A 24,809-nucleotide genomic window follows, 5' to 3' on the forward strand; every position below is an offset into this window, starting at 1 on the left:
AGGTAGGGGTAGCGGGAAGATCGTCGCCTCGGGGGAGGAACGCGCGATGTCCGACGTGCCGCAGGAGCAGATCCGGTTCGCCGTGGTGCTCAACGGCGGGGTGAGCCTCGCCGTCTGGATGGGCGGGGTGGTGCTCGAACTCGACCGCCTGACCAGGGGCGACGGTCCCTGGTCGGCGTTGCTCGACATGGTGTGCAGCACCGCGCGCGCCGATGTCATCACCGGCACGTCGGCGGGCGGCATCAACGGCGCCGCCCTGGCGTTGTCGCAGGTCAACGCCAACGCGCGGGTGGAGAGGCTGCGGGACCTGTGGGCCGAGCAGGGCCGCATGGAGCAGCTGCTGCGCACCCCGTTCCGGGGGCAGCCGGTGTCGCTGCTGCGCGGCGACGAGTTCTTCCTGCCGCGGCTGCGGGAGGCGCTGGAGCGCCTGACCGCCGACTTCGAGCCCACCCCGCGCGACGAGCGGCCGGTGGACCTGCGGATCACCACGACGCTGCTGGCGGGCGTGCCCACGGTCACCCACGACGACCTGGGGCAGACCATGGTGCAGTCCACGCACCAGGGCAGCTTCTCGTTCCGCCGCGACCCCGGCGCGGGCGACCGGGACGACTTCACCGCCGACGACCTGCCCGGCCTGGTCAGCCGCCTGGCGCTGGCCGCCCGCTCCTCCGCGTCGTTCCCGTTCGCGTTCGAACCGTCGTTCGTCCCGGTCGCGCCCGGCGCGCCCGACGGGGCCAGGCCGAACATGGACGGCGTCGCGTCCTGGTCCAACGGCGCGGACAACCGGTCGCGCTACGCCGTGGACGGCGGCGTGCTGGTCAACACCCCCACCCGGGAGGCGCTGGAGGCCATCGACCGGATGCCCGCCGAGGGGCCCGTGCGGCGGGTGATGCTGCTGGTGTTCCCGCACGCGCCCGAGGCCGTGGTGGAGCCGGTGGCGCCCGTGGACGGCGCGCTGCCCAGCACCGTCGCCACCGGCGCGAAGCTGCTCGGCGCGCTGACCAGCCAGAGCGGCCGCACCTACGTCGACCGCATCGAGCAGCACAACCGCGACGCGGCGTCGCGGCGCGGCGGGCGCAACGCCCTGCTCGACCGGCTGGCCGCGGGCGGCTCGGTGGTGGACAAGCTCTACGCGCTCGCCGGGACCCTGCACGACCACTACGAGGACGTGCGCATCCGGCACGCGGCGCGCGACGTGACCACCCGGCAGTTCGAGGTGCCCGGCACGAACGCCGCGGGCTGGACGTTCGAACGGGTGCGGGCCGCGGCCGAGGCCGCGCAGCGGCGGTACCACGACCGGCACGACGGCCTGCCCTACGTGCCCGACGCGCCCCAGCCCGCCGCGCTGCCCGGGCACGGCTGGCCGTGGGGCATCACGATGGCCGACCGGCTCGCCTCCGCCGCGATGGACCTGCTCAAGCGCCTGGTGTGGGTGATGCCCGACGCCGGGCGGCTCGCGCTCGCCCGCACCGACCTCTACGACGTGCGGGCACGGCTGCGCGCCGCCCGCGCCGAGCTCGACGCGCACTGGACCACCGACACCACCGAGGAGCTGGACCAGGGGTACTGGGAGCGGCGGGTCGCGCGGTTCGCGGAGAAGATGCTGCGCGAACCCGACGGCGTCGGGCAGCGGGTGCGCGAGCAGGTCGACCGGATCGCGCGCGTCCTCGGCGAGGCCCGCGAGACCCTCTCCCGGTTCGACGACGACGGGCTGCGCGTCGGCGGGCTGCGGTCGTGGCACCGGCTGCTCACCGACCCGGCCACCCCCGCGGAGACCGGGGCCGGCCTGGCGGGCGACGCGCTGCCGCTGTCGCGGGCGCTGGCGCTGGAGGTCGCCACCACGTGCCTGGCCGACGACAGCCCCGGCGGCCTCGACCAGGCCGTGGAGCTGGTGCAGATCAGCCTCCAGACGCGCAACGCGTTCGCCGAGTACAGCCTCACCGCCGACGACAAGGCGGGCGGCGCGTCGATGGGCCGGTTCTCCGGGTTCCTCAAGCGCTCGTGGCGGGTCAACGACTGGATCTGGGGCCGCATGGACGGCGCCACCATGCTGTGCCGGGTCCTGTTCGACCCGAAGCGGCTGCTGCGCGCCGACCGGCTCGCCGGCGGGGAGGGCGAGCCCGCGGAGCGCGCCGCGCGGCGGGTCGCCGAGCTGGTGCGCGAGCTGTTCGGCGACCCGCTGCCCGACGAGCTGGTGCCGTACGCGCGGCGGGCGGAGGCCGAGCTGGCCGCCCTGTACGCCGACCCGGAGGGCGACCACCCGCCGACGTGCGCGGCGCTCGCCGAGCTGGCCGCGTGGTCGCTGCACACCCGCATCGCCTGCGAGGAGCTGCCCGCGCTGCGCGCCGCGATCCTCGCCGACCGGCACGAGGGCGCGGACCGGCGCTCGCGCGGCGAGCTGTTCCTGGAGGAGCAGGCGGCGCTGCTGGCGAAGCTGCCCGCCCGCACCGACGCCGAGCGCGTCGAGGTCGGCGTGCGGGCGCTGGCCGCGTTCGACCGGGCCGGCATCGGGCGCGAACCGCTCGTCCAGGAGGCGAGCAGCGACCAGGTGATCCGCACCGCGGCGACCGCGGCGGCCGTGGCCATCACCGTCGCCGACAGCGAGAACTCGGGCCTGGGCACGGCGAAACCGCTGACCAGGACGTTGCGCGGGGCGGCGCTGCTGCCGTACTGGACGATCACCGGGCTGACCCGCGGCGGGCAGCTCGCCCAGTTCCTCGGGCTGCTCGGGTTCGCCCTGGGCGGCGCGCTGCTCGTGCTGGCCCTGTTCGACCTGCTGCCGCCGTGGGCGGTGGGCCCGGCGGCGGCGCTGGGCTCGGGCACGCTGCTGGCCGCGTTCGGCTACGCCGCGCTGCGCTCCGGCACCCTGCTGCACGGCCTGGTGCTGCTGTCACCGGTGATACCGCTGGTCACCGTCGCCATCGACCGGGTGCGCGACGAGATGGCCGACGGGAAGGCCGCGGCACAGGCCACCACCGGCATGGTCGCCGTGGGCGGCGTGCTGCTGGTCGTCGTCGCGCTGCTGGTCATCGGCAGCCTGCCCGCGCCCGTCGGCACGCCGCTGGCCGTGCTCGCGAAGATCAGGCTCAAGCCGCGGCTGCTGCTGCGGGTGCTGGTCGCGGCGGTGATCGTGGTGGGCGTGTGGGCGTTCGTGCGCTACCGGGTCTACGACCTGCCGCCCGCCGCGGTGGTCGCCGGCACGGGCGTGGCCGTCGTGTTCGGCGCCGTCACCTCCTACGCGCTGGGCAGCTCCCTACGGCGGTGGCGGCAGGTCGAGGGCCGCTGGGAGACCGAGGCCGCCGAACCGCCCGCGTCGGCCACCGCCGGGTGGGCCGCCGTGTACGGGGCCGCGCTGCTGGTCGTGGCCGCCGCCGTGCAGGTGTTCGCGCTGCGCTTCCCCGGCTGGGAGGCGGTCCTGGGCACCGCGCTCGCGTTCGGCCTCGTGCTGCTGCTGGTCACCACCTGGTGGGTGCCGCTGCGGGCGCGCCGCACCATCGCCACGTCCCTGGTGGAGCAGATGTCCGTCGTGGACTTCGACCCCGACGAGGTCGCCGACGCGCTGCTCAAGCGCCTGGAGGGCCACGGGATGCTGTTCAAGTTCCTGACCGAGCTGGACGCCGGCTCGGGCAGGCCCGTGCTCAACGCCACCGGGCGGCGCGTGGCGCAGCGCGCGGCCCGCCTGTCGACCACCGGCGTGGACGTGGACTGAGGTCGGGGAGAATCCTCGACCGTGACGGTTCTCGCGGTGGCCGAGCGGACGGCAGGCACCTCCGACCCCAGGACGCTCGACGTGTACGGGCGGTCGGTGGTGCGCGACGCGTTCGGCGTGGACGTGCGCGGCACGGGCGACGGCGTGCGCCTGTGGTCGCTGCTGCTCGCCGGGTGCGAGCGGTCCGGCCCCGGGTTCACCGGCGCCGTCGCCGACGTCCTGCGCGCGAACGGCCCCCGGCTCAGGGCCGTCGTCCACGACCCGGGCGCGCGGACCGCGCTCGCCGGGTCCCCGCCCAGCGAGGAGGCGCACCTGGCGCTGCTGGTGACCGCCGCCGCCGAGGGCGTCGACCTGGCCGACCCGCGCGCGCTGTCCGTGCTCGGCCTGGACGACACCCGCACCGCCGACTTCGCGCTGCGGCTGTGGGGCTGGACCGTGCTGGGCTCCACCCTGCGGGACGGCACCCTCACCCTCGTCGCCGACGTCGAGGAACGCACCCCCCTGTTCACCGCCCTCGCCACCGCCGTGCCCCACCACACTCCCGGCGCCGAACGGGTCGTCGTGCGGCTCAACGGCGAGCACCGCCTCTCCGGCCCGGTGGAGCCGTGGGCGCAGTTCCGCTCCCCCGACGCCGACCGCGTGCTCGTCCTGGTGGAACTGCTGGGCACGTGGGCGTTCGACGACCGGCCCGCCCTGTCCCGCGACGTCGGCCGCCGCCTGCTGGCCGGCTGGGTGGAGGAGGCGGGCACCCGCGACCCGCGCGCCGCCGTCGCCCGCCTGCGCCGCCTGCGCGAGGCCGCGGTGAGGCTGGGTGACGACGAGGTGGCCGCCGCCGTCCGGTCGCGCATCGCCTCCCTGCGCGACCCGGCGTCGATCTCCCTGGAGGACATCGTCAAGCTGCGCGGGTGGCGCACCGCCCCCATGCCCGGACCCGAGGCGCTCGGCGACGACCTGCGCGCGCTCAAGGCCGCCCGGGGGTGACCCCGCTCGCCGGCCGCGCGCCCGCGCGTCACGCCGCCAGCGCCTCCCGCGCCACCGGCGGCACGCCCGCCGCCCGCGCGTACAGCGCCTCGAACGCGTCCAGCGTCGCCCCGATCGCGTGCGCCGCGATCAGCTCACCCGACGCCGCACCCATCCGCGCCGCACCCGCCGGGTCCGACGTCACCGCGTGCAACCGGTCCGCCAGGCCGCGCACGTCACCCGGCGTGAACAACCACCCGTTGCGCCCCGGCCGGCACAGGTGCGGCAACGCCATCGCGTCCGCCGCCACCACCGGCTTGCCCGCCGCCATCGCCTCCATCGTCGCCAGGCTCTGCAGCTCCGCCACCCCCGGCATGCAGAACACGTCCGCCGCCGCGTAGGCGTCCAGCAGCTCCTCCTCCGGCACGAACCCCCGGAAGCGCACCCGGTCCGCGATGCCCAGGTCGCGGGCCAGCAGCTCCCACTCCGCCCGGCACGAACCGTCACCCACCAGGTCCACCCGCAGGCCCGGCACCAGCGCCGCCGCGCGCAGCAGCTCGTCGACCCGCTTCTCCTCGTCCAGCCGACCCACGAACAACACCGTCGGCCGGTCCCCGCCCGCCACCCGCCGCCCCCGGTAGCGCTCGATGTCCACACCGCACGACACCGGCACCGCCCGCGCCGGGAACCCGCTGTCGTGCAACAGCTCCACGGCCCTCGGCGTCGGCGCCGTCACCACGTCCGCCACCCCGTACACCCGCCCCAGGTCGCGCCACGCCCACCGCGACGCCACCCCCCGCAACCACGCCGGCACCCGGGCGTGGCCGAACAGGTTCTCCGGCATGAAGTGGTTCGTCGCCACCGTCGGCACACCCAGCGCCGCCGCCTGCCGCAGCACCTGCCGCCCCACCACGAAGTGCGCCTGCACGTGCACCAGGTCCGGCCTCAACGCCGCCAGCAGCACCCCCACGTCACGTCTCACCTCCCACGGCAGCCCGACCCGGAACGTCCGGTGGAACGGCGTGCGGTGCGACCTCAACCGGTGCACGGTGATGCCGTCGACGCGCTCCGAGCGCGCCTCGCCCGACGGCGACACGCACACCACGTGCACGTCGTGGCCCCGACCCGCCAGGCCCGTCGCCAGGCGGTGCGCGAAACGGGCCGCCCCGTTCACGTCCGGCGGGAACGTCTCGGCGGCGATCACGATCCGCGTGGCGCGTCCGTCGTTCACTGTCTTCTCCGATCTGACGACTGCACGAGTGGTGCCCGCACCGGACGTGCGGGCCAGCGCCACCACGCCGCCGACGGCGACGAGGGCGCACGACACCTGGGCCAGGGCGACCGCGCCACTGGTCCGGGACGCCTCACCGAGCACGACCGCGCCCAGGCCCACGGCCACGAGCGGGTCCACCGCGGTGAGGCAGGCGACCGCCACGTGGGGCGGACCGCCGGCGTAGGCGTGCTGGACGAACCAGCCGCCCACCACGAGCGAGACGGCGATACCCGCCACCGACAACGCGGTGCCCCACGACGCGCCACCGCGCTGGACGTCCTGCGACACCGCCCGCATCAACACCGACACGAAGCCGTAGGCGACACCACCCGCCACCCCGAACCCGAGGGACCGCGCCACCGGACCCGCCGACAGCACCCCCACCAGGCCCGGGACCACGACCAGCCCCAGCGCCACCAGCGCGGCACGCGCCTCCGCCTCCGGGGCCACCGCGGTCGCCGACGCGCTGCCCGCCGCCAGGAACACGAACGCCCCCACGCCGAACGTCGTCACCAGCACCGCCGGCAACTCCCGCCACCGACCGTCCAGCAGCGCCGTCACCCCGATCGCGACCACGCCCACCGGCTGCACCACGCTCAACGGCGCCATCCCCAACGCCACCGCGTGCACCCCCGCGCCCACCACCAGCAGCACCAGCCCCACCAGCCACCGCGGCCGGCGCAGCAGGTCCGCCACCCGCGGCGCGCCCCCGCCCGCCCGCACCGCGTCGTGCTGCAACCGGGCCGCGACGGCGAAGAACACCGCCCCCACCACCGCGAGCCCCACCGCCACACCCGTCACGACGCCACCCCCCGCCGCGCCGCCGCGACCGCCAGGACGAACAGCACGCAGTACAACAACGCGAACAGGACCCGCTCGAAAAGACCGAGGACCACCGCACCGGAACCCGGGAACAACACCGCCGCGTGGCTCAACATGAATACGACCGAGGCAATACCCGCGGCCACCGAAAAACGACGCAGAACCACACTCCCGATGAACGTCCGGGAAACCAACCACCCCGCCGCCGGCAGCGCCGCGAACATCACCGCCCCCGCGTACCGGTGCACCGCCCCCGCGAACGACGTCGGCTCCCCCACCGGGTCCGTCGGGAACACCACCGCCACCGCCAACCCCGCCGACCACAGCCCCAACAACACCGCCACCGGCCCCCACCTGGGCAAACCCGACCGCACCAGCGCCACCAGCAACGCCGCCGACGACGCCGCCAACGACAACGCCGTCACCGCCAGCAACCCCGCGCCGTCGTCCACGAAGACGTAATCGCTGACCGTGTGCGTGATCGGGCTCAACTCGCCCACCGACGACACGTGCAAGTAGCCCACCGGGAACAACGACAGCACGAGCCCCACCACCGCCGGCGGCACCACCGCCGGCCGAACGTCCCCCCGAATACGCGCCACGGGAAAATCCTCGTGGCGGAACAGCCACCGGAATATCCGGAACACCCCCGAGGAAACCCTGAAGCCACCCGGAGAACCCCGGTGGGGCTGACCCCACCACCGGCACCCCACCACCGGCACCCGCCCGCCGACGCCCTAGGCTTCCCCGTCGTGAGCCCGCACCCCCAACGCCCTGCCGTGGAAGTGTCGGGGCTGGTCAAGCGCTACGGCTCCACCCCCGCCGTGAACGGGCTCGACCTCACCCTCGACACCGGCACCGTCCTCGCCCTGCTCGGCCCCAACGGAGCCGGCAAGACCACCACCGTCGAGGTGTGCGAGGGCTTCCGCAGAGCCGACGCCGGCACCGTCCGCGTCCTCGGCCTCGACCCCGCCCGCGACGGCGACCGCCTCCGCCCCCGCATCGGCGTCATGCCCCAGGGCGGCGGCGGCTACCCCGGCATCCGCGCCGACGAACTGCTCCGCCTCGTCGCCACCTGCGCCGCCGACCCCCTCGACCCCGCCTGGCTGCTCGACGTCCTCGGCCTCACCGGCACCGCCCTCCGCACCCCCTACAAGCGGCTCTCCGGCGGCCAGCAGCAACGCCTCTCCCTCGCCTGCGCCCTCGTCGGCCGCCCCGAACTCGTCTTCCTCGACGAACCCACCGCCGGCATGGACCCCCAGGCCCGCCACCTCGTCTGGGAACTCGTCGGCGCCCTGCGCGACGACGGCGTCAGCGTCCTGCTCACCACCCACCTCATGGACGAGGCCGAAGCCCTCGCCGACCACGTCGTCATCGTCGACGACGGCCGCGTCGTCGCCCAGGGCAGCCCCACCCAGCTCACCGCCCACCACGCCGACGACCAGCAGCTGCGCTTCCGCGCCCGCCCCGGCCTCGAACTCACCCTGCTGCGCGACGCCCTCCCCGAGGGCATGAAGGTGCGCGAGGCCAACCGCGGCTCCTACCTCGTCGAGGGCCGCATCACCCCCCAGGTCGTCTCCACCGTCACCTCCTGGTGCGCCCAGCAGGGCGTCCTCGCCGAGGAGCTGACCGTGGCCAAGCGGAGCCTCGAAGACGTGTTCCTGGAGCTGACCGGCAGGGAGCTGCGCTCGTGACACACCCCCGCTTCACCCCCGGCACCTTCACCCCCGCACCCGGCCGCGGGCACCTCGGCCGCATGCTCCTCGCCCAGGCCCGCACCGAGACCCGGCTCACCCTGCGCAACGGCGAACAGGTACTGCTCACCGTCCTCATCCCCGTCGCGCTGCTCGTCGCCATGAGCCTCATGACCGCCATCCCCGCACCCGACCCGCGCGTCGCCACCTCCACCGCCCGCGTCCTCGCCCTCGCCGTCATCTCCTCGGCGTTCACCGGCCAGGCCATCGCACTCGGCTTCGACCGCCGCTACGGCGTCCTCAAGCGCCTCGCCGCCACCGCCCTGCCCCGCTGGCTCCTCGTCGCCGGGCGCGTCACCGCCGCCCTCGCCGTCGTCGCCGTGCAGGCCGCCATCATCACCGCCGTCGCCCTGCTCCTCGGCTGGGACCTCCCCGGCCCCACCGGCCTGCTGTGGACCGCCCTGCTCCTCGTCCTCGGCACCCTGTCCTTCGGCGCCCTCGGCGTCCTCCTCGGCGGCGCCCTCCGCGCCGAGATCGTCCTCGCCCTCGCCAACATCGCCTGGTTCGTCCTGCTCCTCATCGGCGGTGTCGCCCTCGGCGTCGACACCCTCCCCGGCCCCCTCGCCACCGTCGTCGACCTGCTCCCGTCCGCCGCGCTCGCCGAAGCCCTCCACACCACCGCCGTCGACGGCCGCGCGCCCGGCCTGCGCCCCGTCGCCGTCCTGCTCGCCTGGGGCCTCGCCGCCGGCGCCCTCGCCACCCGCACCACCAGGGTCGACTGACCCCGGCCGGCCGCTCTCAGGAACCGGTACCTACCATCGGGACGTGTCCGCCCCACCCTGGTTCACCCGCTTCCTCAGCACGTTCCAGCGCACCTTCGCCATCGCCGTGGTCATCGCCCAGGGCGGTATCGCGGTCACCGGCTCGATCGTGCGCGTGACCGGGTCGGGCCTCGGCTGCCCCACCTGGCCCCAGTGCTTCGAGGGCAGCATGGTGCCCGTCGAACACCCCGAGGTCGCCTCCCTGCACCAGTGGGTCGAGTTCGGCAACCGCACCCTCACCGGCGTCGTCGGCGTCATCGCCGCCCTCTGCGTCCTCGCCGCCTGGTTCGACCGCCCCCGCCGCGCCCGCGTCGTGAAGCTCGCGCTCGTCCAGTTCGGCGGCGTCGTCCTCCAGGCCGTCGTCGGCGGCCTCACCGTGCTCACCGGCCTGCTCTGGTGGACCGTCAGCGTCCACTTCCTGATCTCGATGGTGCTCGTCTGGTTCGCCGTGCTGCTCGTCGCCGCCCTCGGCGAGGGCGACGCACCCGCCCGCCCCCTCGTGCCCCGGCCCCTGATGGCGCTCCAGGTCGTGCAGGCCGCCGTCCTCGGCCTCCTGCTCCTCGCCGGCACCTTCGTCACCGCCGCCGGCCCCCACGCGGGCGACGCGAACACCCCGCGCCTCGACGCACCCGTCGACACCCTCGCCCAACTGCACGCCGACCTGCTGTTCCTCTTCCTCGGCATGCTCGTCGCACTCGGCTTCGCCCTGCGCGGCCACCCCGTGCCCCGCCGCCCCTACTGGGTGCTCGTCGCCGTCGTGCTCTCCCAGGGCGTGCTCGGCATGGTCCAGTACTGGACCGGCGTGCCCGAGGTCCTCGTCTCACTGCACGTGCTGGGCGCGGGCGCGGTGGTCGTCGCCACCGCCGCCCTGTGGACCTCCACCCGCGAACGGGCTCACTTCGTCGACGACGGCCTGCGCTCCCAGACCGCGGGCAGCTCGGTCGCCAGCCACGCGTAGAGGTCGTCCACGGCCCGGAGCCGCACCGCCCGCTCCGGGTCGCCGCTCATCAGCCGCATCCCCGCCTCGGTCAGCTCCCGCACGCTCACCAGCGCGTCCAGCTTGGTCTGCACCAGGTCCGCCCACCGCTTCTCGTTGATGCGGTACTGCGACGCCTGCCGGCCGCGCCGGGTGCGCTTCGTCACCAGACCGGCGTTGACCAGGAACTTCATGTTCGTGCTGATCGAACCGCTGCTCGCCTCCAGCTCCTGCGACAGCTCGGCGGCGGTCCGCTCGGTCGGCTGGCACACCAGCAGGTAGCCGAGGATGCGCCCGCCGATCAGCGGGATGCCCTCCTTCTCGAAGTGCGCCGCGAACCGCTCGATCCACGCCGACAGCCGGGTTTCCCGTCCGACGCTCATGCGTCCCCCTCAGCTCCGGCCGACCTCGTTCTTCGGTCGACACTGAAGTCATAGTAGGTCGCATGTCGATCAGTGCGCAAAGGCGGGCGCCCCGGCGGGGCGCCGTCAGAGCCGGCGCAGGCCCGCGAGCACCCGTTCCATCAGGCCCAGGTCGGGCTCCTCGCCGTCGCCGGCCCCGTTCCCGTGCACGTCGATCAGGCCCCGCTCGGCCATGTCGCCGAGCAGGACCTTCGCCACCCCCAGCGGCAGCCGCAGCAGCGCGGCCACCTCCGCCACCGACCGCGGCCTGGCCACCAGCGAGATCACCTCGTGGTGCTCGGCCTTCATGCCGCCCGGGAACTCCCAGTCGACCGCGGACACCAGCGTCTCCAGCTCCAGCTGGTACGACGACGTGGTGCGACCGCCGGTCCACGAGTAGGCGCGGACGATCGACGCCGCCTCCTCGCGGGGGTAGTCGACGTCGTCGTCCCCGTCGTCGAACACCGGTCGGTGCGGCCTGGTCTCCCCGGTCGACGGCTCCTCGGGCTTCGGCTTGTCCGGTCGCCGCCGGCGCGCGTCGAAGCTGAAGCCGTTGAGCAGGTCGGCGAACGACTGCTCGTTCGGTGGCTCCTGGTCGCTCATGACCACCTCACGCGGAAGGGCGGGCCATCATCCGCTTCGCGCCGTGGAGCTGGGCGCGCAGCTCGGGGGTGAGGAGCTGGCCGACCTGCTCGACGACGACCGTCATCTCGTAGGCGACCTGGCCGACGTCCGCGTCCGGCGCGGCCAGCACCGCGAGGCACGAGCCGTCCCGGATCGACACCAGCAGCATGATCCCGTACTGCATCTCGATCACCGAGCGCAGCACACCGCCGCCGTCGAAGCAGCGCGCCGCCGACTCGGTGAGGCTCGCCACCCCGGCCGCGATGGCGGCCAACTGGTCGGCCCGGTCGTTCGGCAGCCCGTTCGACGCGGTGAGCAGCAGGCCGTCCACCGAGATCACCACGGCGTGGGCCACCCCCGGCACGCGCTCGGCGAAGTTGCCCACCAGCCAGCCGAACTGGTCGACCTGCCGCGACTTCTGCGTGCTCATCCACTCTCCTGCCCAGCTCGGTTCTCACCGGATTGCCGCTCACCTTGCCGGACGCCGGTCTGGTAGCTGGCGAGGAAGCCGCGTGTCGCCTGCGGGTCCCTCCGTACGGGTGCCACCGCATCGGGTGCACCCGGCCGTTCCGACATCAGGTTGGTGCGGGGCCGCCTCTTCGGCAGCTCCGACGGGTTGTCGTTCACGGGCGCCTCCCCGCGCTCGTGGGTGTCCGCGGCACGGTGCCGCGCGGGTTCCGCGGGGCTCGGCGGCACCCTGGTGCCGCCGAACCAGACCGACCCGGTGCGGCCGGGGCCCTCGCCCGCGGTCGGGGTCGGCGCGTCGGGTGTGGTGGTGCCGCGGAACGGCGCCCAGCCGTCCTCCTTCGGCGGCGAGGCGGGCGGGCGCGCGGGGCGCGGCGACGGGGCCGGGGCCGGGCGCGACGGCAGGTCCACCGCGACGCCGTCGGGCGGCCCTGCGTGCGGCGCCACCCGGTGCGCGCCGGGGGCGGGCCTCGGTCCGGCGACCACCCGCTCGACCGCGGGCTGGGGCCCGGAGTGCGGCCCGCCGGGTCGCGCGAGCCGCTGCGCCACGGGGCCGCCGACCTGGGCGGGCACCGGGCGCGCGGGCGCCGCGGGCACCGCGCGGACCAGCTCGGCGGGCAGCGCCACGACGGCGCGCAGGCCGTCGCCCTGCTCGCGCAGCACGACCTCGACGCCGTGCCGCCCGGCGAGCCGGCCCACCACGTACAGGCCGAGCTGGCGGGACACCGGCAGCTCGCCGGACTCGTCCCCGGCGGCCAGCTCGACGCGGCGGTTGGCCTGCGCCAGGTCCTCCTCGGACATGCCGACGCCCTGGTCGAGCACGTCGACCAGCACGCCGCCGCCCGGCCGCGCCCGGCCGCCCACCACGACCTGCGTGCGCGGCGGCGAGAACGTGGTCGCGTTGTCCAGCAGCTCGGCGACCAGCCGGACCAGGTCGCCCGCGGCGTAGCCGACGACCTCGACCGACGGCGTGGTCTGCACGACGACCCGCTGGTACTGCTCGATCTCGGACGCGGCGGCGCGCAGCACGTCGCCCAGCGGCACCGGGCGGGTGAAGCGGCGGGCCACGTCGCTGCCGGAGAGCACCATCAGGTTCTCGTTGTTGCGGCGCATCCGGGTGGCGAGGTTGTCCAGCTTGAACAGGTTCGCCAGCTGCTCGGGGTTCTCCTCCTGGCGCTCCAGCTCCTCCATGAGCTTGAGCTGCCGCTCCACGAGGCCCTGGCTGCGGCGGGACAGGTTGATGAACGCGTTGCGCATGCCGGTGCGCAGGTCGGCCTGCTCGGCCGCGGAGCTGACCGCCTGCCGGTGCACGGCGTCGAACGCGCGCGCCAGCTGGCCCAGCTCCTCGCGGGTGTGCACGGGCACGGGTTCGACGGCGATGTCGTGGGCGGCGTCCTCGCGCAGCTGCGCGACCAGCGCGGGCAGGCGGTGCTCGGCCACGTCCAGGGCGGCGGTGCGCAGGGCGCGCAGCGAGCGCAGCAGGTAGCTGCCGACGACGAACCCGATGGCCGCGGCGGCGAACAGGGACGCGAGCAGGATCACCGAGGCCGCGCCCGCGAGGTCGGACGTGGCGTCCTGGAGGCGGGACGCGGTGGTGTCGAGCCGGGCCTCCAGGCCGCGCATCACGACGCCGAGCTGCTTGGTCGTGCCCTCCGAGCCGCTGTTCCACCGGTCGACGTCGACGCCGCCGCGCACGGCGGCCGGGTTGGCGCGCACGTCCTGGAGGAGCCGGTTGCGGGTGTCGACGTCGGGGCCGGAGACGGCGGCGCGGTAGTCGGCCTGCTGCTCGGGGGTGGCGACGGCGGAGAAGTCGGCCAGCTTGTCCTGCTGGCGGGTCCAGGACTGCTCCAGCGAGGTGCGCTCGGTGTCGAGGAGGGCGCCGCGGCTGATGCCGGCGAGGATGGTGGCCTGCTGCCAGGACACCTGCTCGCCCGCCATGGCGAGGTTGTGCAGGGCGGTGGCCGTGCCGGACAGGGCCGGGTCGCCGAAGTCGCCGACCATGGCCTGGTCGAAGTCGAGCAGGGCGCGCAGCACGACGGTGTAGCCGCCGATGCCGCCGGAGAGGTCGACGCTGCCCGCGATCACCCGGTCGCGCAGCTGGGGCAGGCCGTCGAGCTGCACGACGACGTCGCGGAACCGGGCGGCGGTGACCTCGCCGAGCGTCGGGGTGCGGCCCATCAGGTTCTTCACGCCCGCGGCGGCGGTGTCGGTGGCGCGGGTCAGGTCGCGGTAGCGCCGCTCGTCCACGCCGCCGTCGTCGGGGCGCTGGGCGGCGAGCGCGCGTTCGGCCTGCACGCCCTCGATCAGCGGGTCGAGGCCGGCGCGCAGGGTGACCAGGCGCTGCATCGACGAGTAGTTGTCCGCCCTCGTCACGTAGCCGCGGATCTGCACGAGGCCCGCGCCGACGGCGACGAGGACCGGCACCGCCAGGACGGCGGCGAGCTTGACCGGGAGGCGCCAATTCCGCCAGTCCGCGACGGCTCTCCACCACTGCCCGCGCGCGTTGTTGTCGCCAGTCACCAGACAAGCCCCGGAAAGTCCGTAGTTGTTTCAAAGTTGAACGACGCCGCAACCTTTTCGCCGCGAACGGGTGGATGTTGCTGCGCGATAGTAGGTGTTCGGCAGGCGGGGGACAACGACCTTGCGGTCGGTCCTCATCCGATCGGCGCAGCGTGACGGTGGAAGTTTTCCGGTTAACGACGCAAGCGGGGGCCGCCTGTCGACTCCGTCCGGACGAGCTGTCCAGGTCGCCGGGGGCGTTGACTGGCGGCCCGGCGTGGTTACGCTGAGCGCTCTCCGGACGCCGGAGCACCCCCGTCGCACCGCGCGCACAATTCCCGTGGAGGATTGATGACGAAGGCGATCCTGCCCCCGGCGGATTCGAGACAGGCCCGCGGCGGACGCGGCTTCGCCACTTTCGAGGAGCCCCCGCCGGCGTTGTTGATCGACGACGACGGGAAGCCCGACTTCGTCGCGCTCCAGGACAGCGCCGATTTCCGCGAGTTGCGCCGGCGGACGATGATCTTCGTTCTGCCCGCGACGTGCGGATTCCTGCTCTGGTACCTCGGTTACGTGTCGCTGTCGGCGTGGGCGCCGGACTTCATGGGCACGCCGGTGCTCGGGGTGCTCAACGTGGGCCTGCTGTTCGGCCTGCTCCAGTTCGTCACCACGATCGCGCTCACCCTGTCCTACTCCCGCTACGCGCGGCGCACGCTGGACCCGAGGGTGGCCGCGGTCCGCTCGCTCACCACGGAGGACCGCGCCTGATGGGCGGCAACACCGCGATCAACCTGGGCGTCTTCGGCGTCTTCGTGCTGATCACCCTGTTCATCGTGTACCGGGCGGGCAGCCGCAACTCGACGGCGGCGGACTACTACGCCGCCGGGTCGAGCTTCACCGGGCCGCAGAACGGCATCGCGCTGTCCGGCGACTTCCTGTCCGCCGCGTCGTTCCTCGGCATCTCCGGCAGCATCGCGGTCAACGGCTACGACGGGTTCCTGTACTCGATCGGCTGGGTCGTGTCCTGGCTGGTGGGCCTGATGATCATCGCGGAGCGGCTGCGCAACACCGGCCGGTTCACCCTTGGCGACGTGCTGGCGTTCCGGATGCGGCAGCGGCCCGTGCGCGCGGCGGCGGCGAACGTGACCCTGGTGATCTCGCTGTTCTACATGATCGCGCAGATGGCGGGCGCGGGCGCGCTGATGGCGCTGCTGCTCGACGTGCACACCAAGGGCGGCCAGGCGGTCATCATCGCCGTGGTGGGCGTCGTCATGGTGCTGTACGTGCTGCTGGGCGGCATGAAGGGCACCACGTGGGTGCAGATCATCAAGGCCGTCTTCCTGATCCTGTGCGTGACCCTGATGACGGTGTTCCTGCTCGGCAAGTTCGGGTTCAGCCTGTCGGCGATCCTGGAGACGGCGTCGCGCAACACCCCGCTCGGGCCGGAGGTGCTGGAACCCGGCGCCCGCTACGGCGGCAGCACGGTGAGCCGGCTGGACTTCCTGTCCCTGGCGCTGGCGCTCGTCCTGGGCACCGCGTCGCTGCCGCACGTGCTGATGCGCTTCTACACCGTGCCGAACGCCCGCGAGGCGCGCCGCTCGGTGGTGTGGGCGACGTGGATGATGGCGATCTTCTACCTGTGCACGCTGGTCATCGGCTTCGGCGCGCTGGCGCTGGTGGGCACCGAGGAGATCCGGTCCGCGCCGGGCGGCGAGAACTCCGCCGCGCCGCTGCTGGCCTACGAGGTCGGCGGCGCGGTGCTGCTGGGCGTCGTCAGCGCGGTGGCGTTCGCGACGATCCTGGCGGTGGTGGCGGGGCTGACGCTGACGGCGTCGGCGTCGTTCGCGCACGACGTGTACGCCAACGTGATCAAGCACGGCCAGGCCGACCCGCGCTCGGAGGTGCGCGTCGCCCGGCTGACCGCGGTGGTCGTGGGGCTGCTCGCGATCGCCGGCGGTATCGCGGCCAACGGCCAGAACGTCGCGTTCCTGGTGGCGCTGGCGTTCGCGCTGGCCGCGTCGGCGAACCTGTCGACGATCATCTACACGATGTTCTGGAAGCGCTTCAACACCCCGGGCACCCTGTGGGCGGTGTACGGCGGGCTCGGCTCGTGCATCGTGCTGATCGCCTTCTCCCCCGCCGTGTCGGGCGCGCGGACGTCGATCTTCCCGGACGTGGACTTCGCCCTGTTCCCGCTGGGCAACCCGGGCCTGGTCTCGATCCCGTTCTCGTTCCTGTGCGGCTACCTGGGCACGGTGCTGTCCAAGGAGGAGGCGGACCCCGTCAAGCAGGCCGAGATGGAGGTCCGCTCCCTGACCGGCATCGGCTCGGGCCTCAAGTAACCCCGAGAGTCCAACCCCCAGGTCGCGAGAGTCCAACCTCCAGGTCGCGAGAGTCCAACGCCCGGGTCGCGAGAGTCCAACGCTCAGGACCCCTGAGTTCTGCGTTCGGGGCTAACGCCGTTGGTCCTGAACGCAGAACTCACCGGGCCCGGAGGTTGGACTCTCGGGGTCTGGGCGTTGGACTCTCGGGGTCTGGGCGTTGGACTCTCGGGTCAGTGGCGGGACAGGGCGGTGCGGACCGCGGAGGCGAAGCGGAGCGGGGCGGTGGCGTCGGTCTGGCGGAAGCCAAGGGAGGGTTCGACCAGTTCCAGTTCCATGAGGACCGGTGAGCCGTCCTCGCCCGGCACGAGGTCCACGCGGGCGTAGAGCAGCTCGTGGCGGGGCAGGGCCAGCAGGGACGCCGCCGCGTCCAGGACGTCCTCCGCCACCCGGCGCTGGGCCGCGCTCGGGGTGGCGCCGGACAGGCGTTCCAGGAGGTACAGGCCGGTCTCGTCGTACTGGGCGTCGGGAGTGAGCATCGCGCCCTTGGTGAACGCGTGCGAGTACTGGCCGCCGAGGAACACCATCGCCGTCTCGCCGATCGAGTCCACCCGGGACTGGTACGGCTGCACGAGCGCCGGGCCGCCCAGCGACGCCAGGTGGCTCGCCGCCGCCGCGTGGTCGCCCGCCGCGACGCGCAGGGCTCCCCGCGAACCGGCGCCGACGGTCGGCTTCACGACGAACTCGCCGTCCGGCCAGTCGGTGAACCCGGGCTCGGCCAACGCGGTCGGCACGACCGGCACTCCCGCCTTCGCCAGGTCCACCAGGTACGCCTTGTCGACGTTCCACCGCACCACGTGCGCCGGGTTCGCCAGCGCGGGCTGCGCGTCGCACCACTCCAGGAACCCGGTCAGCCGCTCCGGGTAGTCCCAGGTGGACCGCAGCACGACGAGGTCGGCGTCGAGCGGCGCGCCCCACCGCGCCCACTCGGCGCGCACGCCCACGTCGGCCAGCGCGCCGAGCAGCGCGTCGTCGTCGCCGTCGCCCGCGGGCAGGGCGGCGCAGGTGGCGAAGAGGACCTTCACCGACCGGCCATCTTCCGCCGGTGCGCCGGACCGATCTTCACCGCGGCGGTGGTCTCGCGGTCCCACTCGTGCGACTCCAGGTCGGCCACCGCCTCGACGACGGCCTCCGCCGACGCCACGTCCGGCAGCACCACGTCGCCCATCGCGCCGTCGGCGCCGACCAGCACGACCCGCGCCCCGGCGCGCCCGACGTTCTCCACCACGGCGCGCGCGGGCTTGCCGTGCGCGGCCACGAACGCGGACGCGGTCTTCACCGCGCGGTCGATCTTCTTCGGGTCGACCCGGCGCTCGCCCGCGTTGCCCTCAGCGTTGTCCTCAGCCACCCGCCCAGCCTAGAACCTGTCGGTAACTCGCGTGCCGTGAGCGGCCTCACCGGGCCGTGGGGTGAACGTCAACGGGCAAAGCCGAACGGCCACCGCGCCACCGCCCGAACCGCCCGACCTGCGGGTAACTTGCGTGCTCGTGAGCGAAACCACAAGCCTCGACCAGCTGGTCGCGCAGTTCCTGACCTGGCACTTCGACCGCAACCCGGGCACCGCCGCGATGCTCGGCTCCCTCGCGCACGACCACACCCTCGGCGACTTCAGCGCCGCCGCGCTCGACGGCTACGAGCGCGAGGCGGGCACGTGGCTCGACCGGTTCACCGCCGTGCGGACGGACGACCTGGAGGGCTCGGTGGACCGGGACCTGGTGGTCTCGGTGCTGCGCGGCGTGCGGGCGAAGGCGGCGTGGCCCTCGTGGCGGCGCGACCCGTCGGCGTACACCGGCGCGGTGCTCTACCCGCTGTTCGCGGCGTTCCTCAACCGGTTGCGGCCGGAGCCGGAGCTGGTGGCGAGCGTGGTGAAGCGGCTGGCCGAGGTGCCCGCGGTGCTGGCGGCGTGCCGCGCCAACCTGGACCCGGCGCTGGCGTCGGCGAAGATCGTGCGGCGGGGCGCCGCGCAGGCCAAGACCGGCCGCGCGTTCCTGACCCGGACGCTGCCCGCGGAGGTGTCCGACCCGGCGCTGCGGGCCGAGCTGGCCGAGGCCGCCGAACCGGCCGCGGTCGCGTTCGACGAGCTGGCCGCGTTCCTCGACGGGTTCGCGACCCGGGCGGGCGGCGACTGGCGGATGGGCGAGGAGCTGTACTCGCGGCTGCTGCTCGACCAGGAGGTGCTGGGCTACGGCGCGGCCGAGCTGCACGAGCGCGGCAAGGCGGCGTACGCGGAGCTGGACGCCGAGATGAAGGAGCTGGCGGGCCGGGACGACTGGCACGCGGTGATGCTGTCCCTCCAGGACGACCACCCGCCGACGCCGGAGGACATGCGCGCCGAGTACGAGGCGGAGACGCGGCGGGCGCGCGAGTTCCTGGTGGAGCACGAACTGGTGACGCTGCCCGACGGCGAGGAGTGCCGGGTGGTGCCGTCGCCGACGTTCCAGCGCCCGGTGCTGGCGGTCGCCTCGTACATGTCGCCGCCGCCGCTGACCGACCTGCGGACGGGGCACTTCTTCGTGCCGTTCCCGCCGGACGGGTTCACCGCCGAGCAGACCGCGCAGCGGCTGCGCACGAACTCGCGGGCGCAGATGGTGTCGATCGCGGTGCACGAGGCGTACCCCGGCCACCACTGGCACCTGTCGTGGCTGGCCGCGCAGGACCGGCCGGTGCGCAAGGTGTTCCGCACGCCGTACTTCTCCGAGGGCTGGGCGCTGTACGCGGAGAAGCTGCTGCGCGAGCACGGCTACTTCACCACCCGGGAGAAGGAGCTGGCGCACGTCGAGGCGCGGCTGTTCCGGGCGGCGCGGATGGTCGTGGACACCGCGCTGCACTGCGGCGACATGGGCGTCGAGGAGGCCGAGCACTTCATGACGACGAAGGCGTCGCTCACGCCCGGCACGGCGGCGGGCGAGGTGGAGCGGTACTGCGCGTGGCCGACGCAGGCGCCGTCCTACCTGACGGGAGCGCTGGAGATCGACCGCATCCGCGGGGAATACACGGGCTCGCTGCGGGACTTCCACGACACGTTGGCCGGTTCCGGCGCGCTGCCGCTGGGACTGGCCCGCCGGGTCGCGCTCGGCGGGTGACGGATCAGGACACGCACGGAGGAGCGGTTATGCCCAAGGCTGTGGTGGTGCGCGCGACCGGTGGACCGGACGCGCTGGAGTTCGCCGACGTGGAGCCGAGGTCGCCCGGCGCGGGCGAGCTGCTGGTGGACGTGGCCGCCGCCGGGGTGAACTTCATCGACTGCTACCACCGCGAGGGCCGCTACCCGCTGGCGCTGCCGTTCGGCGTCGGCCTGGAGGGCGCCGGCCGGGTGAGCGCGGTCGGCGCGGACGTGGCGGGCTTCGCGGTGGGCGACCGGGTGGCGTGGGCGCAGGCCCCGGGCAGCTACGCCGAGCAGGTCGTCGTGCCCGCCGCGCAAGCGGTGCCGGTGCCCGACGCGGTGGACGACGACACGGCGGGCGCGCTGCTGCTGCAGGGGCTCACCGCGCACTACCTGGTCGCGTCCACCTACCCCGTCCAGCGGGGCGACTCGGTGCTCGTGCACGCCGCCGCGGGCGGGGTGGGGCTGCTGCTGGTGCAGCTGGCCAAGGCGCGCGGCGCGCGGGTGATCGGCACGGTGTCCACGGCGGAGAAGGAGGCGCTGGCCCGCGGGGCCGGGGCCGACGAGGTGATCCGCTACGACGAGGTCGCGGACTTCGCGCCGGTGGTGCGGGAGCTGACCGGCGGGGTCGGCGTGGCCGCGGTGTACGACGGCGTGGGGAAGACGACGTTCGACGGCAGCCTGGCGAGCCTGCGGCCGCGCGGCGTGCTGGCGCTGTTCGGCGGGTCCAGCGGCGCGGTGCCGCCGTTCGACCCGCAGCGGCTCAACCAGGCGGGCTCGGTGTTCCTGACCCGGCCGTCGCTGGGCGCGCACGTGGCGACGCGCGAGGAGCTGGAGTGGCGGGCGGGCGAGCTGTTCGCCGCCGTCGCGGACGGCTCGCTGCGGGTGCGGGTCGGCGGGCGCTACCCGCTGGCCGAGGCGCGCAGGGCGCACGAGGACCTGGAGGGCCGGCGCACGACGGGCAAGCTGCTGCTCGTCCCCTGAGCACGTGCGGGAGGGGGCCCGGCGGTGCGCCGCCGGGCCCCCTCCGCGTCCGGTGGGGTCAGCCCTCGACCTTGACGGCGTCCACGACGAAGATCAGCGTCTCGCCGGGCTGGATGTCGCCCTGGCCGTTGGGGTAGCCCTTGTCGGAGGGGACGACGAGCAGGCGGCGCCCGCCCTCCTTCAGGCCGATGAGGCCCTCGTTCCAGCCCTTGATGACGCTGGCCTGCCCGATGTTGGTCAGCTCGAACGGCTGGCCGCCGTCCCACGACGCCTCACGCGTGCGCTGGTCGCGGAACGTCGCCAGCACGTAGTGCAGGGAGGCGGTGGAGCCCTGCTTGATCTCCGCGCCGGTGCCCTCGGTGACGTCCGAGACGACCAGGCCGTCCTGCGGGGTGCAGCCGGTGGGGACGGTGATGGTCGGCTTCTCGCCGGGCGCGCCGGTCACCCCGTACTGCGACACCTCGCACGGCGGGCCGCTGGGCTCGGCCAACTCGGCCTCGCTCGTGCCGGTCTGCCCGGTCGGTTCGGCCTGCTGCTGGGCCGTGGCGCTCGGGGTGTTGGTCTGGGTGGACGGGCGGTCGCTCGCGGTGCACGCGGTCAGCGCCAGACCGGCGGACAACAGGGAGACGATGGCCAGGGCCGTACGGCCGACAGTACGCATGGTTGCCGATGTTATGGGTCGGCCCCGGACGCCACACCGCAGACCCCACCAGCAGGCCCAACGCCGGTCACGGTGCGCTGTCGTCGATCTCCGAAATTATCCGCAAATGTGCCACTAATTACCGCTTCCGTCGTTGCGTACGCGCGCGTACAGTAACTGCGCGCACTTGATCGGATACCGAGAGCATTCGTCCGTTCAGGTGGAGGCCAAGGAGGTGACATCGTGTCCGCGGAGCCGCGGGGCGTCCGCAGCAACCTGTTGCAGGAATTGTTCTGGACCCGAACGGGTTTGCTCCTGCTGATCCTCGTCGTGATCTCCGGCATCTGCTTGACCATTTCCAGCGCAGTGGATCAAGGAATGGCGAGGACGCTCGTCACCGCGCTGGGCACCGGCACGATGGTGTCCGCGGTGGTCGGGTTCGGGCAGACGCTCATCACCAGTTCCGCGACGCAGCGCGCCCTCGTGGCGCCGGTCGTCGAGGAGAGCCGGCGGGCGCTGCGCGAGCTGACCAGCGAGTACCGCGCGCTCGACCGCGAGTTCTTCCCCAGCCACGTGTTCGAGCCGACGGCGAAGCCCGACCCGGTGTTCAACCAGGTCATGATGCAGGACCTGGAGCGGACCCGGCTGTACGTGTTCCGCGGCTTCGCGGGTCGCTACGCGGCCTGCCGGCTGCTGCTGTCGCAGACGGAGTGCGAGCTCAAGGCCGTCCTGGCCGATCCCCGGGACGGCGACGCGATCAGCGGGCGCGCCCGCTACCTGCTGCGGCACGAGGGCGCGGACGGCGACTACGACACGATCGTGGCGCGGCTGCGCGAGCAGATCCACGTCGGCCTGGTGGGCCTGTTCCTCGCCCGCGGCCGGTGCTCGCGCATCGACCTGACGATCGTGTCCGACCCGCCGCTCGACCGGCTGGAGCTGTTCGACGACAGCGCCTGGCTCACGCTGTACAGCAACACCAGCGCGGGTGTGGTACGTCTCTACCCGCGTACGTTGCGGTTCACCGAGGGGTCGTTCATCTACGGGATGGAACGCACCGAGTTCCTGCGCATCAGCAATTCCAAGGCGGGGCTCCACATCGTCATCACGCCCGGCACCAACCGGTCCGACTTCCTCGCCCTGTTCGAGAAGATCACCGGGACACCCCTCACCGAGGACGGGTTCCGGGAACTGGAGGAGAAGTTCCACCGGTTCCGCAAAGAATTCTCCGCCTTCGCTCAGTTGGGGAGCTGATAAGTCGTGCCGACCGAGTCAACCGGGTTCTCCGCCCTCGCGGAGCTCGCCACGCTCATCTCCGTGGCCGACCCCCCTGTCGTCGACCACTGGGGACACGTCGAGAGGCGTTTCCGGGAGTGGGCGGACCGGCCCGGGCTGCGGGAGGGGCTGCGCGAGCACCTGCGCGCCCTCTCGCCGCAGGACGAGATGCGCGTGGTGGCCAGATCGCGCGAGACCACGACCCACTTCGCGTGGTGCCTGCGCGACGAGCCCGCCGAGCCCTTCACGTTCTGGCTGCACGAGTACAAGCCGCAGTGCGACTGGCGGCAGGGCTACGCGGACTCGATCCACAACCACCGCTACCACTTCTGCACCACCATCGTGCAGGGCTCCTACCTGCACGAGCGCTTCACGGCCGAGGTGGACGACGACGACCTGGCGATCCTGTCCACCACCCTGCTGCGCAGCGCCGAGGCGGTGGAGGGCAACTCGGGCACGATGCTCGCGCACGAGTTCCACCGCATCCCGAAGGCCGCCGACGACACCCTGACGTTCCTGGTGAAGTCCCGCGCGGTGCGCCCGTGGAGCCTCAGCTACGACCCGGACACCCGCACGAGCCACCGCCACGTGCCGGTCGAGTCGAGGTTGGAGGTGCTCACGAGGAGTCTTTAGACCCCGTCGCGGCCGTTCGCGCGCGCTTACCATCGGCCCCACCCGACACGGGAGGGCCCGATGAGCACTGCCATGACGAACACCACCACGGCGGCCGGCGCGGCGGCGACCGGCACGGCGACGACCTGCGGGGCGACGCTCTCGACGCGGTCGATCACCGAGGTGGAGCGGGAGGTGTGGCGCCTGTGCCACGACCTCGCCGCCCGCCTCCAGTTCCACGGCTGGCACCACGTCAGCTTCGTCCGGGACAAGGCGGTCCACTTCGCCCGGCGCAACGGTTCCGACACCGCGCTGGTCGAGGTGGCCGCCCTCGTGCACGACGTGAACTACATGGTCCGGCGCAACTCGCTGCCCGTGGACGGGCGCAGCCTGAGGATGGACATCCTGGCCCGCGCGGGCGTCCCGGACGCGGTCGCGGCGCGGGTCGACGCGGTGGTCGAGGAGGCCGAGATGCGCACCCGCCACCGCGACATCTCGCCCGAGGCGCAGGCGCTGTCCGACGCGGACACCCTGTTCAAGGCGCTGCCGGTGACGCCGGTGGTGCTGGCGCCCAGGTACCTGGAGGAGAACGGCATCACGCTGCGCGAACTGGCGCACAAGATCGTCGGCGAGCAGCGCGGGAAGCACGACGCCGGGTACTACTTCTACGACCCGGAGGCGGCGGCGACCTACTCGCGGTGGGCGACGGCCAACCTGGAGCTGTGGTCGTGCATCGTGGAGTCGCTGGACGACCCGACGGTCAACGACCTGCTCACGGCCGTGTCCTGAGAGGTCAGTCCCAGACGACCAGGTCGAACTCGACGGCGTCCGCCGCGGCGGACGTCACGAGGACCCGCGCCCACCGGCCGCCGGACGTCCTCACGCAGAACGCGGTCCCCTCCCCCACCCGGTCCGCCGGGACGTGGGTGGTGAGCGAGGGGACCGCGGCACAGGCGTGGAGGCCGGGGCGCCCGGCGACCGGGGCCAGGTCCCGGGCGCGCAGGCCGTCCCGGTGCTCCAGGTCGGTGTCGGAGGTCGGGGCGTGGACGATGCCCGCGTTGTCGGCGTCGCGCGCGTCCAGGTCGACGGCCTGTCCCCGGCGCAGGATGACCCCCTGCTGGACGCGGAACTCACCGGAGCCCCGGCCGGCGGCGGACGTGGTGGTCGAACCGGTGCCCGGCGTGGTCGTGCCGGCCCCGACCGCGGCCGGCGGGCCGGGGCGGACGAGCACGCCGGAGGCCACCGCGCCGCCGACCGCGAGCAGGACGGGCAGCACGAACCGGAGCGGTCCGGGGTCCCGGCCCCAGCGGAAGAGGAGCACGACACCGGCGAGCGTGGCGGCGACGGCGGCGACCAAGGCCGGCTGCACCAGGTCTGCGAGGCCGCCGAGCACCGTGAGCAGCAGGCTCAGCACGCCGGCGACACCGCCGTACACCTGCCACCGGTCGACGGTCCCCCGCCGGAACGCGACCGGCTCCTTCTCCTGCTCGGGCATGTCCACACGCTAGCTATCCGCAATTATGCGGAAAGTGGGTCAAGCGGGCGAACACCGAGCGTGACCAGGGCCGGCGCG

Annotated in this window: 22 protein-coding genes; 12 read left to right on the plus strand and 10 right to left on the minus strand. The window is 73.8% G+C overall.

Annotated elements, in window-relative coordinates:
• Positions 1-46 precede the first annotated feature (46 nt).
• Both ACRAKJ_RS31395 and ACRAKJ_RS31400 read left to right on the plus strand, forming a co-directional pair.
• A complete protein-coding gene (locus ACRAKJ_RS31395; RefSeq protein WP_438924943.1) occupies positions 47-3,709 on the plus strand; it encodes a patatin-like protein in 3,663 nt (1,220 codons plus the stop codon).
• A 21-nt stretch (positions 3,710-3,730) separates the two neighbouring features.
• On the plus strand, positions 3,731-4,690 hold the full coding sequence (locus ACRAKJ_RS31400) for a hypothetical protein (RefSeq protein WP_438924944.1): 960 nt from the start codon (positions 3,731-3,733) through the stop codon (positions 4,688-4,690).
• A gap of 28 nt (positions 4,691-4,718) precedes the next feature.
• On the opposite strand, the gene ACRAKJ_RS31405 is transcribed toward ACRAKJ_RS31400, so the two are convergent.
• Entirely contained in the window at positions 4,719-6,743 is a 2,025-nt protein-coding gene (locus tag ACRAKJ_RS31405; protein ID WP_438924945.1) for a glycosyltransferase, read from the minus strand.
• Positions 6,740-7,315: a DUF998 domain-containing protein gene (locus ACRAKJ_RS31410; RefSeq protein WP_447008762.1), complete on the minus strand. Its 576-nt coding sequence runs from the start codon at positions 7,313-7,315 to the stop codon at positions 6,740-6,742. The genes ACRAKJ_RS31405 and ACRAKJ_RS31410 overlap by 4 nt, the downstream gene beginning before the upstream one ends.
• 228 nt (positions 7,316-7,543) lie before the next feature.
• On the opposite strand from ACRAKJ_RS31410, the gene ACRAKJ_RS31415 reads away from it, so the two are divergent.
• The 3 genes from ACRAKJ_RS31415 (at position 7,544) to ACRAKJ_RS31425 (ending at position 10,237) form a co-directional block, all read left to right on the plus strand.
• Positions 7,544-8,458, plus strand: coding sequence for an ATP-binding cassette domain-containing protein (locus ACRAKJ_RS31415; RefSeq protein WP_438924947.1), 915 nt, complete (start codon positions 7,544-7,546; stop codon positions 8,456-8,458).
• 62 nt (positions 8,459-8,520) lie between these two features.
• Positions 8,521-9,240, plus strand: a complete 720-nt coding sequence (locus tag ACRAKJ_RS31420; RefSeq protein ID WP_438924955.1) for an ABC transporter permease — start codon at positions 8,521-8,523, stop codon at positions 9,238-9,240.
• A gap of 43 nt (positions 9,241-9,283) precedes the next feature.
• Positions 9,284-10,237 carry a COX15/CtaA family protein gene (locus ACRAKJ_RS31425; protein ID WP_438924948.1) on the plus strand — a complete coding sequence of 318 codons (954 nt, stop codon included), beginning with the start codon at positions 9,284-9,286 and terminating at the stop codon, positions 10,235-10,237.
• On the opposite strand, the gene ACRAKJ_RS31430 is transcribed toward ACRAKJ_RS31425, so the two are convergent.
• From ACRAKJ_RS31430 to ACRAKJ_RS31445, 4 genes are all read right to left on the minus strand, one after another.
• On the minus strand, positions 10,174-10,638 hold the full coding sequence (locus ACRAKJ_RS31430) for an ArsR family transcriptional regulator (protein WP_438924949.1): 465 nt from the start codon (positions 10,636-10,638) through the stop codon (positions 10,174-10,176). The two genes, ACRAKJ_RS31425 and ACRAKJ_RS31430, sit on opposite strands and share 64 nt — an antisense overlap.
• A gap of 105 nt (positions 10,639-10,743) precedes the next feature.
• Positions 10,744-11,259, minus strand: coding sequence for a DUF742 domain-containing protein (locus ACRAKJ_RS31435; protein ID WP_438924950.1), 516 nt, complete (start codon positions 11,257-11,259; stop codon positions 10,744-10,746).
• A gap of 7 nt (positions 11,260-11,266) precedes the next feature.
• Entirely contained in the window at positions 11,267-11,710 is a 444-nt protein-coding gene (locus ACRAKJ_RS31440; protein ID WP_438924951.1) for a roadblock/LC7 domain-containing protein, read from the minus strand.
• Complete coding sequence (locus ACRAKJ_RS31445) at positions 11,707-14,265, minus strand: sensor histidine kinase (protein ID WP_447008763.1); 2,559 nt, start codon at positions 14,263-14,265, stop codon at positions 11,707-11,709. The genes ACRAKJ_RS31440 and ACRAKJ_RS31445 overlap by 4 nt, the downstream gene beginning before the upstream one ends.
• Before the next feature lie 330 nt (positions 14,266-14,595).
• On the opposite strand from ACRAKJ_RS31445, the gene ACRAKJ_RS31450 reads away from it, so the two are divergent.
• Positions 14,596-15,012, plus strand: coding sequence for a DUF485 domain-containing protein (locus tag ACRAKJ_RS31450; protein ID WP_438926715.1), 417 nt, complete (start codon positions 14,596-14,598; stop codon positions 15,010-15,012).
• Positions 15,012-16,586, plus strand: coding sequence for a sodium:solute symporter family transporter (locus tag ACRAKJ_RS31455; protein WP_438926714.1), 1,575 nt, complete (start codon positions 15,012-15,014; stop codon positions 16,584-16,586). The genes ACRAKJ_RS31450 and ACRAKJ_RS31455 overlap by 1 nt, the downstream gene beginning before the upstream one ends.
• 212 nt (positions 16,587-16,798) lie before the next feature.
• On the opposite strand, the gene ACRAKJ_RS31460 is transcribed toward ACRAKJ_RS31455, so the two are convergent.
• On the minus strand, positions 16,799-17,650 hold the full coding sequence (locus ACRAKJ_RS31460; protein ID WP_438926713.1) for an ATP-grasp domain-containing protein: 852 nt from the start codon (positions 17,648-17,650) through the stop codon (positions 16,799-16,801).
• Positions 17,647-17,916, minus strand: a complete 270-nt coding sequence (locus ACRAKJ_RS31465; protein ID WP_438926717.1) for a hypothetical protein — start codon at positions 17,914-17,916, stop codon at positions 17,647-17,649. The genes ACRAKJ_RS31460 and ACRAKJ_RS31465 overlap by 4 nt, the downstream gene beginning before the upstream one ends.
• Before the next feature lie 196 nt (positions 17,917-18,112).
• On the opposite strand from ACRAKJ_RS31465, the gene ACRAKJ_RS31470 reads away from it, so the two are divergent.
• Both ACRAKJ_RS31470 and ACRAKJ_RS31475 read left to right on the plus strand, forming a co-directional pair.
• Positions 18,113-19,708, plus strand: a complete 1,596-nt coding sequence (locus ACRAKJ_RS31470; RefSeq protein ID WP_438926712.1) for a DUF885 domain-containing protein — start codon at positions 18,113-18,115, stop codon at positions 19,706-19,708.
• 29 nt (positions 19,709-19,737) lie between these two features.
• On the plus strand, positions 19,738-20,712 hold the full coding sequence (locus ACRAKJ_RS31475) for a quinone oxidoreductase family protein (protein ID WP_447008764.1): 975 nt from the start codon (positions 19,738-19,740) through the stop codon (positions 20,710-20,712).
• A gap of 58 nt (positions 20,713-20,770) precedes the next feature.
• Here ACRAKJ_RS31475 and ACRAKJ_RS31480 read toward each other — a convergent pair whose 3' ends face one another.
• Positions 20,771-21,373 carry an FKBP-type peptidyl-prolyl cis-trans isomerase gene (locus ACRAKJ_RS31480; protein ID WP_447008765.1) on the minus strand — a complete coding sequence of 201 codons (603 nt, stop codon included), beginning with the start codon at positions 21,371-21,373 and terminating at the stop codon, positions 20,771-20,773.
• Positions 21,374-21,595: 222 nt separating this feature from the next.
• Here ACRAKJ_RS31480 and ACRAKJ_RS31485 point away from each other — a divergent pair, with 222 nt between their 5' ends.
• From ACRAKJ_RS31485 to ACRAKJ_RS31495, 3 genes are all read left to right on the plus strand, one after another.
• Positions 21,596-22,603 (plus strand): hypothetical protein, encoded by a 1,008-nt coding sequence (locus tag ACRAKJ_RS31485; RefSeq protein ID WP_438926693.1) that lies wholly within the window; start codon positions 21,596-21,598, stop codon positions 22,601-22,603.
• Positions 22,604-22,609: 6 nt separating this feature from the next.
• Complete coding sequence (locus ACRAKJ_RS31490; RefSeq protein WP_438926692.1) at positions 22,610-23,257, plus strand: hypothetical protein; 648 nt, start codon at positions 22,610-22,612, stop codon at positions 23,255-23,257.
• A gap of 72 nt (positions 23,258-23,329) precedes the next feature.
• Complete coding sequence (locus ACRAKJ_RS31495) at positions 23,330-24,025, plus strand: HD family phosphohydrolase (protein WP_438926695.1); 696 nt, start codon at positions 23,330-23,332, stop codon at positions 24,023-24,025.
• A 4-nt stretch (positions 24,026-24,029) separates the two neighbouring features.
• Here ACRAKJ_RS31495 and ACRAKJ_RS31500 read toward each other — a convergent pair whose 3' ends face one another.
• Entirely contained in the window at positions 24,030-24,731 is a 702-nt protein-coding gene (locus ACRAKJ_RS31500) for a hypothetical protein (RefSeq protein ID WP_438926691.1), read from the minus strand.
• Between the last annotated feature and the right edge of the window lie 78 nt (positions 24,732-24,809).

The organism is Saccharothrix sp. DSM 118769 (assembly GCF_052936295.1).

Excerpts from the sequence above, each read along its gene's own strand:
- ACRAKJ_RS31420 (WP_438924955.1), top strand. The coding sequence starts at position 8,521 with ATGCTCCTCGCCCAGGCCCGCACCGAGACCCGGCTCACCCTGCGCAAC.
- ACRAKJ_RS31430 (WP_438924949.1), bottom strand. The coding sequence starts at position 10,638 with ATGAGCGTCGGACGGGAAACCCGGCTGTCGGCGTGGATCGAGCGGTTC.
- ACRAKJ_RS31480 (WP_447008765.1), bottom strand. The coding sequence starts at position 21,373 with ATGCGTACTGTCGGCCGTACGGCCCTGGCCATCGTCTCCCTGTTGTCC.
- ACRAKJ_RS31475 (WP_447008764.1), top strand. The coding sequence starts at position 19,738 with ATGCCCAAGGCTGTGGTGGTGCGCGCGACCGGTGGACCGGACGCGCTG.
- ACRAKJ_RS31455 (WP_438926714.1), top strand. The coding sequence starts at position 15,012 with ATGGGCGGCAACACCGCGATCAACCTGGGCGTCTTCGGCGTCTTCGTG.
- ACRAKJ_RS31395 (WP_438924943.1), top strand. The coding sequence starts at position 47 with ATGTCCGACGTGCCGCAGGAGCAGATCCGGTTCGCCGTGGTGCTCAAC.
- ACRAKJ_RS31440 (WP_438924951.1), bottom strand. The coding sequence starts at position 11,710 with ATGAGCACGCAGAAGTCGCGGCAGGTCGACCAGTTCGGCTGGCTGGTG.
- ACRAKJ_RS31450 (WP_438926715.1), top strand. The coding sequence starts at position 14,596 with ATGACGAAGGCGATCCTGCCCCCGGCGGATTCGAGACAGGCCCGCGGC.
- ACRAKJ_RS31435 (WP_438924950.1), bottom strand. The coding sequence starts at position 11,259 with ATGAGCGACCAGGAGCCACCGAACGAGCAGTCGTTCGCCGACCTGCTC.
- ACRAKJ_RS31500 (WP_438926691.1), bottom strand. The coding sequence starts at position 24,731 with ATGCCCGAGCAGGAGAAGGAGCCGGTCGCGTTCCGGCGGGGGACCGTC.
- ACRAKJ_RS31495 (WP_438926695.1), top strand. The coding sequence starts at position 23,330 with ATGACGAACACCACCACGGCGGCCGGCGCGGCGGCGACCGGCACGGCG.